The organism is Peribacillus sp. FSL R5-0717, assembly GCF_038002945.1.
Classification (GTDB): domain Bacteria; phylum Bacillota; class Bacilli; order Bacillales; family DSM-1321; genus Peribacillus; species Peribacillus frigoritolerans.
Genome location: NZ_JBBOOF010000001.1, coordinates 1368828 through 1384636, shown reverse-complemented (window position 1 = coordinate 1384636; position 15809 = coordinate 1368828). Strand labels below are relative to the sequence as shown.

The 15809-nt window shown below is 39.0% G+C and carries 19 protein-coding genes and 1 pseudogene; 13 read left to right on the top strand and 7 right to left on the bottom strand.

Going from position 1 to position 15809, the window contains the following annotated elements; translation table 11 throughout:
• Positions 1–39 precede the first annotated feature (39 nt).
• Both NYE65_RS06740 and NYE65_RS06735 read right to left on the bottom strand, forming a co-directional pair.
• On the bottom strand, positions 40–699 hold the full coding sequence (locus NYE65_RS06740; RefSeq protein ID WP_034309777.1) for a hypothetical protein: 660 nt from the start codon (positions 697–699) through the stop codon (positions 40–42).
• A 149-nt stretch (positions 700–848) separates the two neighbouring features.
• On the bottom strand, positions 849–1331 hold the full coding sequence (locus NYE65_RS06735) for a LysR family transcriptional regulator substrate-binding protein (RefSeq protein ID WP_340860115.1): 483 nt from the start codon (positions 1329–1331) through the stop codon (positions 849–851).
• A 300-nt stretch (positions 1332–1631) separates the two neighbouring features.
• Here NYE65_RS06735 and NYE65_RS06730 point away from each other — a divergent pair, with 300 nt between their 5' ends.
• The 6 genes and pseudogenes from NYE65_RS06730 to NYE65_RS06705 all read left to right on the top strand — a co-directional run bounded on the left by NYE65_RS06730 (position 1632) and on the right by NYE65_RS06705 (position 4765).
• Complete coding sequence (locus NYE65_RS06730) at positions 1632–1850, top strand: DUF1659 domain-containing protein (RefSeq protein WP_053536156.1); 219 nt, start codon at positions 1632–1634, stop codon at positions 1848–1850.
• A gap of 43 nt (positions 1851–1893) precedes the next feature.
• Positions 1894–2112, top strand: a complete 219-nt coding sequence (locus tag NYE65_RS06725) for a DUF2922 domain-containing protein (RefSeq protein WP_340860112.1) — start codon at positions 1894–1896, stop codon at positions 2110–2112.
• 41 nt (positions 2113–2153) lie between these two features.
• Positions 2154–2309 carry a YvrJ family protein gene (locus NYE65_RS06720; protein ID WP_034309764.1) on the top strand — a complete coding sequence of 52 codons (156 nt, stop codon included), beginning with the start codon at positions 2154–2156 and terminating at the stop codon, positions 2307–2309.
• 156 nt (positions 2310–2465) lie between these two features.
• A pseudogene (locus NYE65_RS06715) lies at positions 2466–2669 on the top strand (KGG domain-containing protein); the annotation flags it as partial.
• A gap of 167 nt (positions 2670–2836) precedes the next feature.
• A complete protein-coding gene (gene gsiB / locus NYE65_RS06710; RefSeq protein WP_048883183.1) occupies positions 2837–3283 on the top strand; it encodes a glucose starvation-inducible protein GsiB in 447 nt (148 codons plus the stop codon).
• A gap of 135 nt (positions 3284–3418) precedes the next feature.
• A complete protein-coding gene (locus NYE65_RS06705) occupies positions 3419–4765 on the top strand; it encodes a DUF3238 domain-containing protein (protein WP_340860109.1) in 1347 nt (448 codons plus the stop codon).
• Positions 4766–4840: 75 nt separating this feature from the next.
• On the opposite strand, the gene NYE65_RS06700 is transcribed toward NYE65_RS06705, so the two are convergent.
• Positions 4841–5233 carry a thiol-disulfide oxidoreductase DCC family protein gene (locus tag NYE65_RS06700; protein ID WP_328177106.1) on the bottom strand — a complete coding sequence of 131 codons (393 nt, stop codon included), beginning with the start codon at positions 5231–5233 and terminating at the stop codon, positions 4841–4843.
• A 366-nt stretch (positions 5234–5599) separates the two neighbouring features.
• Here NYE65_RS06700 and NYE65_RS06695 point away from each other — a divergent pair, with 366 nt between their 5' ends.
• From NYE65_RS06695 to NYE65_RS06685, 3 genes are all read left to right on the top strand, one after another.
• Positions 5600–6571 (top strand): acyltransferase family protein, encoded by a 972-nt coding sequence (locus NYE65_RS06695; protein WP_098187352.1) that lies wholly within the window; start codon positions 5600–5602, stop codon positions 6569–6571.
• A gap of 954 nt (positions 6572–7525) precedes the next feature.
• Positions 7526–8635: a D-alanyl-D-alanine carboxypeptidase family protein gene (locus tag NYE65_RS06690; protein WP_340860106.1), complete on the top strand. Its 1110-nt coding sequence runs from the start codon at positions 7526–7528 to the stop codon at positions 8633–8635.
• A 196-nt stretch (positions 8636–8831) separates the two neighbouring features.
• Positions 8832–9344, top strand: coding sequence for a DUF3189 family protein (locus tag NYE65_RS06685; RefSeq protein ID WP_268592633.1), 513 nt, complete (start codon positions 8832–8834; stop codon positions 9342–9344).
• 205 nt (positions 9345–9549) lie between these two features.
• Here NYE65_RS06685 and NYE65_RS06680 read toward each other — a convergent pair whose 3' ends face one another.
• A complete protein-coding gene (locus NYE65_RS06680; RefSeq protein WP_034309749.1) occupies positions 9550–9729 on the bottom strand; it encodes a small acid-soluble spore protein H in 180 nt (59 codons plus the stop codon).
• A 228-nt stretch (positions 9730–9957) separates the two neighbouring features.
• Between NYE65_RS06680 and NYE65_RS06675 the strand changes: the two genes are divergently transcribed.
• The 3 genes from NYE65_RS06675 to NYE65_RS06665 all read left to right on the top strand — a co-directional run bounded on the left by NYE65_RS06675 (position 9958) and on the right by NYE65_RS06665 (position 11993).
• Positions 9958–10410 (top strand): GNAT family N-acetyltransferase, encoded by a 453-nt coding sequence (locus NYE65_RS06675; protein WP_340860104.1) that lies wholly within the window; start codon positions 9958–9960, stop codon positions 10408–10410.
• 103 nt (positions 10411–10513) lie between these two features.
• Positions 10514–11386, top strand: coding sequence for an AraC family transcriptional regulator (locus NYE65_RS06670; protein ID WP_340860102.1), 873 nt, complete (start codon positions 10514–10516; stop codon positions 11384–11386).
• A 154-nt stretch (positions 11387–11540) separates the two neighbouring features.
• On the top strand, positions 11541–11993 hold the full coding sequence (locus NYE65_RS06665) for an SRPBCC family protein (RefSeq protein WP_034309744.1): 453 nt from the start codon (positions 11541–11543) through the stop codon (positions 11991–11993).
• Positions 11994–12568: 575 nt separating this feature from the next.
• Here NYE65_RS06665 and NYE65_RS06660 read toward each other — a convergent pair.
• Both NYE65_RS06660 and NYE65_RS06655 read right to left on the bottom strand, forming a co-directional pair.
• Positions 12569–13318 (bottom strand): hypothetical protein, encoded by a 750-nt coding sequence (locus NYE65_RS06660; RefSeq protein ID WP_340860100.1) that lies wholly within the window; start codon positions 13316–13318, stop codon positions 12569–12571.
• A 96-nt stretch (positions 13319–13414) separates the two neighbouring features.
• Positions 13415–14197, bottom strand: a complete 783-nt coding sequence (locus tag NYE65_RS06655) for a hypothetical protein (RefSeq protein WP_340860099.1) — start codon at positions 14195–14197, stop codon at positions 13415–13417.
• A gap of 730 nt (positions 14198–14927) precedes the next feature.
• Here NYE65_RS06655 and NYE65_RS06650 point away from each other — a divergent pair.
• Positions 14928–15107 (top strand): DUF4083 domain-containing protein, encoded by a 180-nt coding sequence (locus tag NYE65_RS06650; RefSeq protein ID WP_340860097.1) that lies wholly within the window; start codon positions 14928–14930, stop codon positions 15105–15107.
• A gap of 43 nt (positions 15108–15150) precedes the next feature.
• Here NYE65_RS06650 and NYE65_RS06645 read toward each other — a convergent pair whose 3' ends face one another.
• Positions 15151–15669 (bottom strand): hypothetical protein, encoded by a 519-nt coding sequence (locus NYE65_RS06645; RefSeq protein ID WP_340860095.1) that lies wholly within the window; start codon positions 15667–15669, stop codon positions 15151–15153.
• Positions 15670–15809: the final 140 nt, after the last annotated feature.

Genomic DNA, 15809 nt, shown 5'->3' with positions numbered 1-15809 from the left:
ACCTTGTCCATGATGATCATGGACAAGGTTTTGTTGGTTTTATTCCATTTCACTAAGTGAATCCATATGACTGGCTATCATGGCGATGATCGTGCTTGCTTCTTCCTTGCTGAAAATGAAATTCGTTTCATCCTTTATCAGGTCATCATCCGCTGTCCGAATCCGATTGATCCGTTTCAGCACACCATCACCCGTCTCCTGAACGATACCGAACTGGTAGGTGACCTCCACTTCATTATCCTGGATATAGGCAGTCACTTCAGGCGTTTCCCAATCTACATCGATTTCGTATATATCGGAATTTTCGCCGTCAGGATCATACAAATCATCATTATCATCATCCATATCCATTTCATATGCATAATCGTAATCATCATCATCCTCATCTTCTTCCAAATAGTTATGGAAGCTCTCATGGACAGCATCGATGATATCTTCAATATCCGAAAGAATGACCTTGCTGATCTGCCCTAAATCCGGATCGAACGATTCCATATAAAATTCTTCATTATACGGATCAAAAAACAGCGAGGAAAAATAATCCCGCTCATCGTCTTCCAGCTCTGTATAAAACTCGATGCGTGGATGCTTAGACCCGCGCTCCACGATCATACTGCCATTGCGATCGTATTTCTCACAAATTGATTTAAGATGATCCTGCAATTCCCCGCTTACTCTGTCAAACCATTCTAATGACATCAACATCCACTTCCTTTCGAGATTATTATTTCCCAGAAAAGCCGAACATGACATGCCATTTAAAGGCAGCTGCAATTTAACTTCGCATCAGGAATTTTTAAGTCATAAAAAAAGAACGTAAAGGGAAAATAAGAGTAAAAGCAAAAACGTTAGATTTCCCTATACCTTTCAATGATAAAGTCAATAAAATACCTGCTGGCGATTGGCAATACCCTTTTATCCTTATACGCCAAAGTAATGGTTCGGATAATAGAAGGAGAGATGCTTTTCGTTACAATATTATAGGGACATTTATGTAAGAGCAGTTTCGGTAAAACCGAAATGCCAAGCCCTTTTTCAATCATGGACATAATTGCATAAGGATCATATACCCGGTATTGTGTATCAGGTTCAAAATCGAACTGTTTAAAAATCATTAATGGTTCATGTATCACTCCCTCATCTAACAGAATATAAGGATCTTTTAGCAATTCCTCCAAGGAGACTTCTGTGAATGATGTTAAAGGATGATCTGCTGGCATCACAGCCACCATCTCATCTTCTTGCAAGGGGATCGTAGTTAAATCCGAAACATTTAAATTCACAAAGCCGAAGTCTACGCTGCCTTCTTTAATCCAGTTTGATATCTGCATGGTTAAAAACTTGGTCACAGGCTTTTATTTGTGCTTTCTTTGGAGCTTACTTCTTTCCGAGAGTCATACAACAAATAATGAGAAGAATTAATTTTGTAGAAAAACCGCTCATGATTGAGAAGGATTTATTAGTGAGAGAAGAAGACAATGGATGATGCCAGTAGATAATTAAAAGGATTTCCTGATTTTAGTGCTGCCCAAATGATGGGGAGCCTTTTTTGCGTTTCCCTGCAAAATTTCAAGATCATGCTACTTTCATCCTGTAAAAGTTTATATAGAGTGTGAAAGGAGGTGAGTGGCATGGCAAAGCAGATTCCAGTTTCAAGTACGTTGCGGATCGATTTTGAGACGGGGTTAAATGAAAAAGGGGCTCTCGTTTTCAAGCGGAGGACCTTTTCGAACATCAAGGTCGAGGCGACGGCGGATCAGTTGTTTTCGACGGCTGTTGCAATCACAAGTGTGCAGAATTATCCAATGGGTGAAGTGACCAGGGTCGATATGTATTCATTGATTGGCTAAATGGTATTTGGAAAGATGCCGGAAGCGGGGGAGGTGATTGGAAATGGCTAAAGTACTGGAATTGATTTTCGTTACGGAGGAAGGAAAGTTAGCGACGATTTCCGTTGATAATCCGAAGGAGCCGGTCGAAGTGAGTACGATTAAACTGGCAATGGAAAAAATCATTGCGGGGAACGTGTTCATTACATCTTCAGGGGATTTCGTCGATTTGAAAGCGGCACGCCTTGTCGAGCGGAATGTCGAGGAAGTGGAACTCATCTAAGAACGGGTTTTGTTGGTCACCCTGGAAGAGAGGTGGAAAAAGTGGATCAAATCCTGCCGTTTGTCAGTGATATTGGGTTCCCGATCATTGTTACCCTTTATTTGCTTCATAGGATTGAAACGAAATTGGATACTTTGAATGAAACCCTTGTGGAGCTGCCAGAACGCCTGCGAGAAGGAATTCCGAAGTCAGGTTAAGGATAAGCGGGGAGCCTCGTGGGTGATATCATCCATGAGGCTTTTCCTTTTAAAATGGAAAAGTTTTAATAGATTCTAGTTTTATATCAAAACTATCGGGTATACATAAAACTGTAGCTAGTTCATCAAAAATCCAAATAATAAGGAGGAGTTTTAATGGCTAACAACAATGAAAAAATGAGCAGGGAAGAAGCTGGCCGCAAAGGCGGGGAAGCTACAGCAAAAAATCATGATAAGGAATTTTTCCAAGAGATTGGTCAAAAAGGCGGAGAGGCCACTTCCGAAAATCATGATAAGGAATTCTATCAGGAAATCGGCAAAAAAGGCGGAGAGGCTAGAGCCGATCAACGTGATTCCGATGATTGAAAAATGAGCAGGAAAAAGCAGGACTTAATGGCGGGAAAAAAGCCGCCGCTAAAAAAACGATCTGAAGTTTATAGCTGAATCTAGTTTTATGGCTGTTCAAGCGGATACATGACATATGTAGCTAGTACATGGAAAATCCAAATAATAAGGAGGAATTTTTAATGGCTAACAACAATGAGAAAATGAGTCGTGAAGAAGCAGGACGTAAAGGTGGAGAAACAACAGCGAAAAATCATGATAAGGAATTCTATCAAGAGATTGGCCAAAAAGGCGGAGAGGCCACTTCCGAAAATCATGATAAGGAATTCTATCAAGAGATTGGCCAAAAAGGCGGAGAAGCAACCTCCGAAAATCATGACAAGGAATTCTATCAAGAAATTGGCCAAAAAGGCGGAGAAGCCACTTCCGAAAATCATGATAAGGAATTCTATCAAGAGATTGGTAAAAAAGGCGGAGAAGCCACTTCCGAAAGTCATGGCAAGGAATTCTATCAGGAAATCGGCGAAAAAGGCGGAGAGGCACGGGCCAATCAACGTGATGATTCCGATGATGGAAAAATGAGCCGTGAAGAAGCAGGACGCAAAGGCGGGGAAAAAAGCCGCCGTTAAAATATAATCCAGTGAAACATATACATGACCGAGGGAGTAAACATTCCCTCGGTTTTTTTATGCCAGCACAGCACATCGCAAAGTGTGCTCAGGGATTAAAGTGGGTAAAGAATAACACCTAGAAAAGAAGAGGTGATGAAGAAGTTGATTGCCCATTATTCATTTCCCCGTTTAAAAGTAGGCGGTGTTACATTCACTGCACGGCATTCATTGCTTGCTCTTGGTCTTGCGGGAATTGCTTATCTGGTTTCCAATAAGAGGAAGCATCAAGCGGTATTCAAAACGGCTTCATTGATGTGCAAAATTGAACGGAAAGAGGATTCCATCAAGCTTATTTGGCCTGATGAAGGTGGTTACTATCGGGTATTCAGGGGGCGAGAGCTGATTTACAGCGGCTCGGAGCCGAAGATGGCAGATCGGGGTCTGGCTCCAGGAACCATCTATACGTACACGATAGATAGCTTGAATGAAAAAGAACAGGCAGTGAACAGGATGAAAATACAGACATCAACGACCGCCGAAAATAAAAAAGAGGATAATATCCTTTTGGACTTGGTATTCACCACAATTGTCGCAAAAGGCCAAGCCAGCCTGGAATGGGAGCCCATCAAGGGAATAAAAGAATATACGATTTATCGAAACGGCGTGGATATTGGGAAAGTGAGCGGATGTTCCTTCAATGATCGGAGTATTAGTGAAGATCAGGAATACACATATACCATTAAAGCGAAGCGGCCCCTTCCGCGCTCGGAGCAGGAGTCCTTTGCCGTGAAATCCCTTGTAGCTAGTATTGTCGGAGCCGTAAAAAAAGGTTCATCCCAAGCAAAGGCGGCGATCGAGGAAATAACGAATACTAAAAAAATAGGACCTGTAAAACAGCTTTTGCAGTCAGTTGAAAACGATGTGGATGGTAAAAGGAAAAGAAATTGGCAGCTGCGCTATTCCACTTTTTTACCGGAAGAGTGGCTGAAAAACCCCAATCTGGCCTCAAAGGTTCCCTATTTTAAAGGAGACAACCGCGGGTTTGATCCTGAATCATCCCGTTTCCGGACCAGGGTCGATGTGTTCATTCACGAAAAGGAAAGGGAAGCCGCGATTGAATTCTCCAAAGCGGTCGGGAAAAGTGAGGCTTACAACCATGATGGGGATTTCCTTGAGGAGGGAGTGGCCTCGGATGAAGGTGTTATAGTGAAGCGCGTAGTATCCAATCATGAGAAAACGACAATCCAGCTGACACACTCTGTAGGCAATCCGATCATCATTTCACCTGCCGTGGATTATAAAGTGATCGGGACCTTTTATCGAAATGGTGAAATCAATATCGCCGGCTATCATGATCAGGCCCCGCATCACGAAGTCTACCTAAAGGAGGCAGACGACCAAAACTGGGAACCGCTGCACCTAGCGGAAAACAAAGGGCTCGAAATGATGGCGCACCCTACGGCCAATCATTTATGGAGATACTCCACATTCACACAATGAAAAGGACGAAAAGCCAAGAGCGCTTATCGTCCTTTTTTTGTTGAGGACCAATGCCAATCCAACCACTACATTTTTTTATAAAAACCGCTTTCGAACACTTGGCGACGGCAGCATACAGCTTTCTTCTTTCTTTCCGAACCATTTGTAACGGTTCCTGGCAATGAAATCATAAACGAAGTTCCGGATGAAGCTTGGGACAATGATGAAACCGTAAAGCAATTTCCATGCCCCTTTTAAGCCGCGGCAAATCCTCAAGGCTGCAGACGATTTATAGTAGGCCTTATCCTTTTCAATCAGCACCATGCTATCTATATCTGCAGGAACATCATACTTCTTCAGCAACTCTTGTCCTGCCTCACTTTGAAGCGAAGCGTAATGAAAAAGCCCCTGCGGATCCCGCTTGATAATGAACTGGACACTCGAATCGCAAAAGTTGCATTCGCCATCAAACAAAATGACCTGATTCATGAACATTCCTCCTATAGAGAGACGTTATCATACTCATGCTTATATAATACACTACCCGTTTTGAAAAGACGAAAACGTCTGGAATTGCCTGGAGTTTTGATGATGGAAGAGATTGTTCGTTCCGGCAAGTCACTAACGGGTACGTAAGCCAATAAGCGGGTGTACCCATATATAGGCAGTTTTTTGACTGTTATCAAACTGTTATTTTCCATTAACTAAACTGTAAACAAGCTGTGATATGGTAGATACTCCAATGAAGTTCCAAGCCGGCAATCCTATAGTAGAGGAACGCCGGCTTTTTCATTCAAACCATAAATGAGGGTTAGAAAATATAACTGGCAGTTTCTTTATAGGAGGTAAGATTTCATGAAACGTGATCCGTATTTTGATAATGCGAAAGCTGTCTTAATCGTACTAGTTGTTTTGGGGCACACATTAGCTAGAATGGTGGAAGAAAACCAATGGATTTTAACTATTTATCTGTTTGTTTTTTCATTCCATATGCCAGCTTTTATTTTAGTATCCGGTTATTTTTCCAGGAAGATAAAAAGTAAAAAGGACCTCTGGGGGCTCATTAAGAAAATATTAATTCCCTATGTAATATTCCAGGTGATATATACCTTCTATTATCGGAAGGTATTTGATGAACCAATAGACTTCACAATATTGACTCCAAGATGGGCTTTATGGTTCTTAATAAGCTTATTCTGCTGGAATATATTATTGTTTATATTTTCCTCCAGGAAATATGGAATCGCCCTTTCAATCATTGTCTCGCTAATAATCGGTTACTTTGGTGAAGTGAATGAATGGTTAAGTTTGTCGAGAACCTTCTTTTTCTTTCCTTTCTTTTTAATTGGACACTTTTTAGAAAAAAATCATTTTGAATGGGTTAAAAAGAAAAGTAATGCCCTGATCGGCTGGGCTGTACTAGGGTTGATCTTTACCGGTATTTATTTCTATGGGGAAATGACTTGGAGGGAATGGTTTTATGGCCGCTTAGGTTATCAGGAATTAATGGAAGGCTCCATTGCCCTCGGTTTTATATATAAGTTACTCGTATATTTAATTATGGGAGCAGCAACATACTGTTTTTTATGTATAGTTCCTAAAAAACAAACGTTTTTTACTGAAATAGGATCCATTACATTAGGTATTTATCTTTTTCATATGTTTTTCCTGGAATATGTTTACAACTCATTTATTTATGATTGGATCAAAGAAAGTGGCCAATACTATGTTTTATTAGTCATACCTGTAACCATAATATTTATATTATCAAGAAAACCGATAGTAAAAGTGGAATGTGCGTTAATAGGAATGAAAATGAAAACATAACAGAATTTTAACACTGTAGATAAACTCGATGAAAACAAGTTTGCTCAATTTTCATTTAGGTTTGTAAAACATGGAACGTCGATTTCCACTCCAGGCACTCGCTTTCCGCGGGCGGTCCGGGAGCCTCCTCGTCGCTTTGCGCCTGTGGGGTCTCCCCTCGACGCGCTTTTCCCGCAGGAGTCTCGCACCTTTCGTTCCAATCAACTCTGTGTTGAAATTTAGATAAGCCCCTTTTGTCTTCAGTTTTATAAGGGTTTATTAAACCTGGAACGTCGATTGGAACGTAGGGTACTCGCTTTCCGCGGGCGGTCAGGGAGCCTCCTCGGCGCGCCTGCGGGGTCTCCCTTGCCACGCTTTTCCGCAGGAGTCTCGTACCTTCCGTTCCAATCAACTTTGTGTTTTAAAAGAAAAAACTGCTGGCTCGTCTTATTCCAAACCCTATTTAAGACAAGGTTATCCTTCATGTTTTTTTCCTGTCATCCTTAATGGATTGAAGAAATATGCGACACTCCTGCCGAAAAACTGGCTAGCCGGGACCCCACAGACGCTTGCGTCGAGGAGGCTTGGCAGACAGTCGGCGGAAAGGGAGCGGATTTCTGAAATCAACTGGAATTTTTAAAAGAAAAAACTGCAGTCAAACTCGCTTTTCTTAGAGTTTCTCTACAGCCAGAGCCCTTCCGTTTGAAGGGTTTTTTTCTTGAAAATTAATTTCCAGATATTTAGTGATCTACAAAAAATTTCATTTAATGAGGATTAAATGGAGGCTCCACTAAAAGGGTTACAACCCTTTTAAAGTTATTTCAGGAAAGAAAATGAAGGTGATTACCCGAAATGTTTCCAAAATTATTAAGGGGTAATTACTTTTGTATTTCACTTTCAATAAAACAACTTTAAACATTCAGATTTATTTTATTATGACTATATAAGATTTAACTATCATCAAAGGAGCGGCATATGAAAAAGTTTTTCATCATCTTCATTTTGGCTTTAATCCCTTTCGCCTCTACGAAGGTAAGTGCAGAATCTGACTTACCTCTCAATAGTGAAGCCGGGATCATTATTGATGCGAAAAGTGGAAAAGTATTATACGGAAAAAATATGGATAAACGTATGTATCCAGCCAGTCTAACGAAAGTGGCCACGGCGATATATGCTATAGAACACGGGGATAAGAACGAACTGGTGACTGTTAGCAAAAAAGCGGCGAAGGCAGACGGGTCTTCGGTATTTATTGAACCTGGGGAGGAAATAGAGCTTTCCGAATTAATTGCAGGCATGCTAATCAACTCCGGAAATGATGCAGCCATCGCAATTGCCGAGCATATGTCTGGCAGTGAAAAATTGTTCATGGAAGATTTGAATGAGTTTTTAAGAAAAGAAGTAAACGTCACCGATACTCATTTTACGAACCCCCATGGATTGTTTGACAAAGACCATGTAACTACGGCCAGTGACCTTGCGAAAATCACCCAATATGCAATGAAAAATGAAACATTCCGTGAGTATTTTGGGAAGAAGGAGTTACCATGGGAAGTTGAAACATGGGACACAACTTTGATTACCCATCATAAAATGTTAAAAGGCGAACTCCCCTATAAGGGAATAACCGGCGGGAAAACCGGTTTCGTAAGTCAATCCGGCTACACCCTGATTTCTACTGCCACTAGAGGAGAACAGGAATTGATTGCTGTCACTCTAAAAGCTCCTTCAGACAAAGTTGCCTACTCTGATACCAAGCTTTTATTCAACTATGGCTTTGAAAACTTTAAATCAGGAAAAATTGATAAAAAAAGTAAACTTTATTCAGCGGATTACTCTAATTCCTACACGCTGAACGAAGACTTATACTATACTCATCTAATCAGTGATCAACCTAGTCTAAAAACGAGTAATGATGGAGTGCTTTCAATCATGAACCAAGAAGGGGAAGCAATCGACTCCTTTGATCTTAACACGGTCGCTGATGTTAGAAACACAGTATTGCCTGCCCCGATTAAACAAGAAACAATCGATGATAAGCTAATTAAATTTTCTGTCCCATCTCTAGGGTTGGGAGGATTTTAAAACTTGTTCCTATACATACCCCAGTTTATAAAAAATAAAAGTGTGCCCTTATCATCCATGAATGATAGGTGTACTCTTTTATTTTTATTGATGATCCGAGGACAGGAATATACTAATCGGACAGCACAAAGGTACCTGAATTGGAAATGGAGTATATGACCATAATAGTATTAAAAAAATTATTAGGGATGATTCCATGATGTATATCTATAATGATTATGGGGGTACACATACCACGTCTTTGGCTGCCGCCTATCATTTAAAACAATTACCTCAATCGGAAAGAAAACTAACTTCGGAAGAAATATTAAATGTGAAATATTTTAATAAATTAACGAAAAAAGAATTTGGAAAGCTGATTTTTCGCGGGGTCGATGAAGATGGCAATTCCGTTTATACAATGGGACATAAAAGAGAGAAACTCGTTGTTCCAGCATTAAAAGAATTGACTTTACTACTGGAAGAGAAATTTCACTTTAACGAAAAAATAGTATTTTCCAATACATCCCCTACTGTCCCTATTGCCATGTCTATAGGGGGATATTTATCAAGAGCATTAAAAATTGATTTCATAGGTGTGCCATTATTAATTATAGGCACCAAACAATGCTGTGATAATATTTTTCGCTTGGTTGAAAACACGAAACAAATAGGAAAAGCAGCGAATGGGGAAAAAGTGATTATAATAGAAAATGAAAAATATAAGTAATCCTATTAAAAATTTACTTAGCCCATCTAAAATCGTTTTTGAAAGTGCAGGCTGTCAACTGTATAGGGATACAAGTCAACAATTGATGTTGGCTTTTTTTGTTACGCTTCTGGATGGATACATGCTATACAAGAGGTGGTGCTTGCACTTAATCGAACAATAAACCACCACCCGGAAGTGGAGGTTTATTGATGAATCGAGGAAATTACTGTTCTTGCAGGCTGGTTACAGAAACACTTTGTTTTTTATTTGGATCATCAAGGGGATGGATTGTAGCTGTTCCATTTTGTTCATCCACGTGCTCAATGTAGATACTTTCCTCATTATAGGTTACATTAACCATATTTGGTGAAGAAGCAATTTCTTCTGCTCGTTGTGCGTTCATTTTAGCCACCTCCTTTAAATTTGCAACATGTTTAATATTTGTTCCGAATTACTTAGATATACTAGTTGTAATTAAAATTCTTCCAAGAATCCCTTATACCTTACTTAACATACTGGTGCGTGAGTTATATGTATGGCAGTTTTTAAATATTTCGATAACGCAGGATAGTTCAAGATAAAATCAGTTGATATAATTACAGAAAATTAAGAAAGTATAGGGGGATGTAAAATGAATAATGAAGGATTTTCGATTTCTACTAATAAAAAGTATTTAGATGTAGATGTAATACATGATTTTTTGATTCACGAAGCTTACTGGTCAAAGGGGATAACTAAGGAAACAGTAATAAAGTCAATTGAAAATACGACCTTATGTTTTGGGGTTTATAAGGGTGAAATAGGAAATGAAGGTTGTGATCAAGTTGGGTTTGCAAGGGTAATAACCGATTTAGCAACCTATGCGTATCTTTGCGATGTATTTATATTACCTGACTATCGTAAATTAGGATTATCAAAATGGTTAATGGACGTTATCACCGACCATTCCGAACTAAAAAAGGTTCGCAGGTTTATGTTAGCTACGAATGATGCACATTCATTATATAAAAAATACGGTTTTAATGAGATTGATAAACCAGAGCTATTTATGCAAAAAGTCGGTAAAACCCCATTTCAACAATAAGTACTTTTAACACAAAGGGATTAGACCCTGCATAATCGTGCACAGAATGTCGGATGTTTCATTTCAACTCCTGCTATTCTGTTGATATAAGGGAGGTCATTGAATGGATTCGCTCAAAAATATGAATGGTGCCATTAAATTCATTGAGGAAAATCTTACGAACGAAATTGACTTTAAAGAAGTTGCAAGGCTCGCTTATTGCTCGGAATATCATTTTAAAAGGATGTTTTCCTTCCTTGCCGGTATTTCACTATCCGAGTATATCCGCCGAAGACGACTTACACTTGCAGCGTTTGAGCTTAAAAATAGCAACATAAAGGTCATTGATATTGCCATAAAGTACGGGTACAGTTCACCAGACTCGTTTGCAAGGGCGTTTCAGCATTTGCATGGTATCACGCCATCAGAAGCGAGAAGTAATGGCCATTCACTTAAAGCCTATCCACCGATGTCCTTCCAAATATCCATTAAAGGAGGCAGTGAAATGAACTATCGAATTGAAGAAAAAGAGGCATTTCACATAATTGGAATTAAAAAAAGGGTTCCAATCATTTTTAACGGGGTCAATCCAGAGATTGCATCTATGTGGAAAAGTTTAGACGAGAAAACGATAAATGAACTTAAAAACCTATCGAATGTCGAGCCATTAGGGCTGCTTAGTGCATCCGCGAACTTTTCCGAAGGCCGGTTGGAGGAAAAAGGGGAGCTTGATCATTATATCGGCACAGCTACAACGAGGGAATGTCCAGATAACTTAACACAGCTGAATGTCGATGCGTCTACATGGGCGGTATTCGAAGCAGTCGGCCCCTTTCCTGAAACACTGCAAAATGTTTGGGGACGCATTTATTCCGAATGGTTTCCATCCTCTAACTATGAACAAAGAGAAGGGCCGGAAATCCTTTGGAATGAAAATAAAGACATAACCTCACCAACATTTAGAAGTGAAATATGGATCCCCGTTATAAAAAAGTAAGTTTACCAGGCGAAGAATTTATCGGAAAAGCTGTCTTCTGGCAGCTTTTTCTTATGGAGCAAACAGAGAAGGATAAGGGAATGAGAGCTGGGTATAATTTGCTTTAACGAGCTATAATGGTGGATAGAAAGTGCTAATATAAGGAGATTGGAAAATGCCTGTTATTGAGTATCAACAATTTATTAAAGCACCAGTTGAATTATGTTTTGACCTAGCGAGGAGTGTGGATATCCATACCAAAACGACAGCTAACACTAAGGAAATGGCTGTTGATGGTGTGACAGAAGGGCTATTAGAGGAGGGAGATGCTGTTACTTGGGAAGCCATACACTTTGGTATTAAACAAAGGCTGAAAGCCAAAGTGATACTAATGGAAAAACCAAATAAGTTTGTAGATATTATGGTGAAGGGTGCCTTCCATTCCTTCGTACACACACATCAGTTTAAAGAAGAACCAGGCGGAACTATAATGATGGATACATTTCAATATAAGTCACCGTTCGGTCCAATTGGAGTATTAGCTGATAAGTTGTTTTTAGAGAAGTATATGAGGGCATTTATCGTTTCTCGTGCAAAGGCACTTAAAAAGATTGCCGAGAATAGGTAATAACCTTGTTTAAGACTATACTCTGCTATCATGGGTTGCTGCGGCAGCCTTTTTATGTTCCCCTAGTACCAGGAGGAACTAATTCACTGATTAAGAATGAAGGAGTTGATGAATAATGAAATGATTCCCAGATGATGAAGAGGGACAAGTGTTATAAATGCTTTATAAAACTAATGGGTGCTTAGCTGAAGTTCGGAGCTGTCTTTATAACCGGCACCCTAAAGATTAGCGAATGGCTCGGCTCAGCGGTACAACCGTGTTAGGCCCGCGGATACAACCGACCGTTAATTATAATTACGGATCAAATCGTTTACTGCGATCAGATCTTTTCTTTTGTTTTTATAAGAATAACATAAACAGAACAAATGTTCCAGAATTAATGTGTAAAATTATTACTTTTTTTCAAAAATAAATCTTATAAAGGATATAGTCGATTCTCTTGAAGATGAACGGGCAGGGTAGTTGAAGCATCAAGCGAATCATAAATCATATTTTCCATGGTGGCGCAAAAAATGAGACTGACGATGGGGATGTATTTGTTTCGGAAATGTGATAAAGGGCAACAGAATGAGTACTCATAACATGTGAGGTTGACATGACACATCTTTTGGGAATAAAAAAAGTACTTTGATAATTAAGGTATCAAAGTACTTTTCATTTAACAAACTACCAATTCCATGACATATGACACCCAAAGTCAACATGGCATTTATTCTGCTTACAACAATGATCGTAATGCTCATTATCGCAGCGTTTTTTCTTCTTACAATCGTAATGCTCATTATCGCAGCGTTTTTTCTTCTTACAATCGTAATGCTCATCATCGCAGCGTTTTTTCTTCTTACAATTGCAATGCTCATTATCGCAGCGTTTTTTCTTCTTACAATCGCAATGCTCATTATCGCAGCGTTTTTTCTTCTTACAATCGCAATGCTCATTATCGCAGCGTTTTTTCTTCTTACAATCGCAATGCTCATTATTGCAGCGTTTTTTCTTCTTACAATCGCAATGCTCATCATCGCAGCGTTTTTTCTTCTTACAGCAATCGTGATGCTCATTATTGCAGCATTTTTCCTGCTTCCAACAATGATCGTGATGCTCATTGTCGCAGCATTTTTCCTGCTTCCAACAATGATCGTGATGCTCATTGTCGCAGCATTTTTCCTGCTTCCAACAATGATCGTGATGCTTATTGTCGCAGCATTTTTCCTGCTTCCAACAATGATCGTGATGCTCATTGTCGCAGCATTTTTTCTTCCAACAATGATCGTGTTCGTAGTGTTTCTTCTTACAACAATCCTCGTGATAAGACATGGAAATGTCACTCCTTTCTATCTTTTAAAATATAAATAAAGGCAAAGCCTCCTCTATTTAGAGAGGGCTTTGCTAGTCAAGATTAAAAAACTAACTCAACACCGTCATTACGCAGAAGGAAGAGTACCAAGAGTACTAGTTGTTGGAGTAGTTGGCGTTTCACAACGACGTTCATTTACGTCGCAAATACCACCATTTGGATCCACAATAACTTGTCGAGTCACTGTAATTGTAGTGCGTAGTATAACCTTGACTAAAATAGCATTGAGAGTAACAAGTCCCGCTCCGGCTCCCGCAGTGCCGATGACTGGAACTCCTGGTTGAGCAAAGCTACCTTCTACTTCAAATGGGGATTCTATTACTGTATCCTGAGGGCAGGCACCTGGAAAATCTGTATGCTCCTGGAATGGTAAATTCGTTGTAAGTGTGGCTGTTGCAGGAGTGGTTGATCCTGGTGCCAAGAATGTTACCACAATAGTTACAGGAAGAAGCCCGATGTTAACGACTTTGTCCCTAAGGATTCTAGTGTTACGGACAACACCAGCTAGGTTCGGTGTAACAACTACATTAATAATAGTAGATCCAGCTGGTATTGCTGGAGCAAACGCGGTAAAAGGAAATGTTGCTTCTGCAACCTTTTGTACCGCTTTTGAGCCTACAACGGAATTAACTAGGACACAATCGCTGTTTAATGGTGCAGCGAGTTGGCGAGTTGGAGCTGTAAAATCGCAATTGCAAGCAGAAGCGTCTTGAGACTTACAAACTTTACATGATTTTTTGAATTTGGAATCATGACCAAATCTTGAATCATTGCCCATACCCCAGTCTCTGTCGGAACAGGCAGAGCCCCAGTTGCTGTGCATTGGATTTTGTTTACTAAAATTTCCCATAAAATCTCAATCCTTTCTTGTAACTATTTTTTTTTACGAAAATGAAATGGAGTGTAGTATCGAACCGTACTAAAGCACTGCCAAAAGCATTTTCGTTGTAGTTACAAAATATAGTATTAATAAAATAAGGTAATTGCTTGGACAGGTTGCTTATATTTGCGGACAAGACGTAAATATTTATCTGGCTTACACTTATATAATTTGGCATTAGAGGAAGTATGGAACGCGAGTAAAGAAATGGACGAATATAAAGGGAAGCAAAAAGCTAAGTGATGCCAGCGAAAATATAGATAAACCCAATAAGGACTTCTTTGCTCGCTTTTTACAAAAAGTGAACAAAGAAGTCCTAGGCTCTTTTTAAGGCGTCTGAAATTTCGTTTTTAAATTCATGAGGTTTATAGAGGGGGAATTATTACTTTTATATATTGTTATTTCTTTTGAATACTAAGTGCCAGGGAAGCAAGACAGCCGAGGTATTTTCGGACTGTGCGTGTGTGCCATAAATATTCAAAAAAGGATAAATATTTATGGCGGCGTTAATTATATCAATATATAACTATTACACTTGTATCGCTCTTTACCTTCGCTGGGCCTTATTCGCCATTGGTGGGACTTGCAGTCGGTATCCCTATATATATCCTAATAGTACTTACACAAATATATAAAGAAATTTTGTCGACTCTATGTCCTGTTTATTAGATATAAGAAAAGAAGAAAGGAATGGGGTTCTTTGGGTATCAATATAGGTGATTTAGTATATCAACTTATTATGTTTATTTTGTTGCTTGGTATGATTTTTGCAGTTTACTTTTTTGTTCGTTCTCTTCTTGCAAGGTCAAACAAACCCAATAACATAGAACAAAAACTTGATAGAGTAATTGAGCTGCTTGAAAAGGATAAAAGAGAGTAATTTCTTTTTATCCTTTTTTTCATTTTTTTGTTTTCTGGATAGGTCAATAAGAAGCCGAATATAACTTAGTGATTTCATCTAGTGCAAAAAAGATTATGGAGCATATAGCCGCAAAGATAAAGAAACCTCCCGGGTCAATTAAGTATGTAGCCAATCCGAAACCAATATGTATGAATCCAGATAACCAGAAACGTATATTGGAAAACTTCATTGAGATGAATTCAGAAATTATTGATACTGGTAAACCATAAAAGAAATTCCCAATCAAACTATAAAAAAGCACAACCATAATGATCAGGAAATCTCCTTCCAATTTAAAGGATGGTTCTTCAAAAAACGAGACTAGAAATAAACCAATTGTAAAGGTCACTGATGAGTATAAGGCCACTTTAATTTTTCTGAATTTGTCTTTAAACAGAGATTTCCTAATGACAGGAAATACGAACGCAATCGTTATAAAAGCGAGTAACGTTTTAATTATTATTGGAGTAGTTGAAACAAGTATGATTGTCAACAGAACAGCCATGGAAAAAACAAGAATATAAGAATTTCCTTTTATCATAAATACCTCGGACCTTTTTACCTTCATTGTACAATAAGCTTGAATTAGTGGGAATTGGATGTCGCAAACAATCATTAATTTCAATGAGTAAATAAGGTGTCAGGCGGAGCTGTATGAAATCTCCAAACAGTGAAAATAGG

Coding starts and splice junctions, on each gene's coding strand:
- NYE65_RS06645 (WP_340860095.1), bottom strand. CDS start 15,669: ATGATAAAAGGAAATTCTTATATTCTTGTTTTTTCCATGGCTGTTCTG.
- NYE65_RS06655 (WP_340860099.1), bottom strand. CDS start 14,197: ATGGGAAATTTTAGTAAACAAAATCCAATGCACAGCAACTGGGGCTCT.
- NYE65_RS06705 (WP_340860109.1), top strand. CDS start 3,419: ATGAAGAAGTTGATTGCCCATTATTCATTTCCCCGTTTAAAAGTAGGC.
- NYE65_RS06700 (WP_328177106.1), bottom strand. CDS start 5,233: ATGAATCAGGTCATTTTGTTTGATGGCGAATGCAACTTTTGCGATTCG.
- NYE65_RS06730 (WP_053536156.1), top strand. CDS start 1,632: ATGGCAAAGCAGATTCCAGTTTCAAGTACGTTGCGGATCGATTTTGAG.
- NYE65_RS06675 (WP_340860104.1), top strand. CDS start 9,958: ATGAATAATGAAGGATTTTCGATTTCTACTAATAAAAAGTATTTAGAT.
- NYE65_RS06735 (WP_340860115.1), bottom strand. CDS start 1,331: ATGCAGATATCAAACTGGATTAAAGAAGGCAGCGTAGACTTCGGCTTT.
- NYE65_RS06670 (WP_340860102.1), top strand. CDS start 10,514: ATGGATTCGCTCAAAAATATGAATGGTGCCATTAAATTCATTGAGGAA.
- NYE65_RS06690 (WP_340860106.1), top strand. CDS start 7,526: ATGAAAAAGTTTTTCATCATCTTCATTTTGGCTTTAATCCCTTTCGCC.
- gsiB (WP_048883183.1), top strand. CDS start 2,837: ATGGCTAACAACAATGAGAAAATGAGTCGTGAAGAAGCAGGACGTAAA.
- NYE65_RS06685 (WP_268592633.1), top strand. CDS start 8,832: ATGATGTATATCTATAATGATTATGGGGGTACACATACCACGTCTTTG.
- NYE65_RS06725 (WP_340860112.1), top strand. CDS start 1,894: ATGGCTAAAGTACTGGAATTGATTTTCGTTACGGAGGAAGGAAAGTTA.
- NYE65_RS06740 (WP_034309777.1), bottom strand. CDS start 699: ATGTCATTAGAATGGTTTGACAGAGTAAGCGGGGAATTGCAGGATCAT.
- NYE65_RS06665 (WP_034309744.1), top strand. CDS start 11,541: ATGCCTGTTATTGAGTATCAACAATTTATTAAAGCACCAGTTGAATTA.
- NYE65_RS06680 (WP_034309749.1), bottom strand. CDS start 9,729: ATGAACGCACAACGAGCAGAAGAAATTGCTTCTTCACCAAATATGGTT.
- NYE65_RS06695 (WP_098187352.1), top strand. CDS start 5,600: ATGAAACGTGATCCGTATTTTGATAATGCGAAAGCTGTCTTAATCGTA.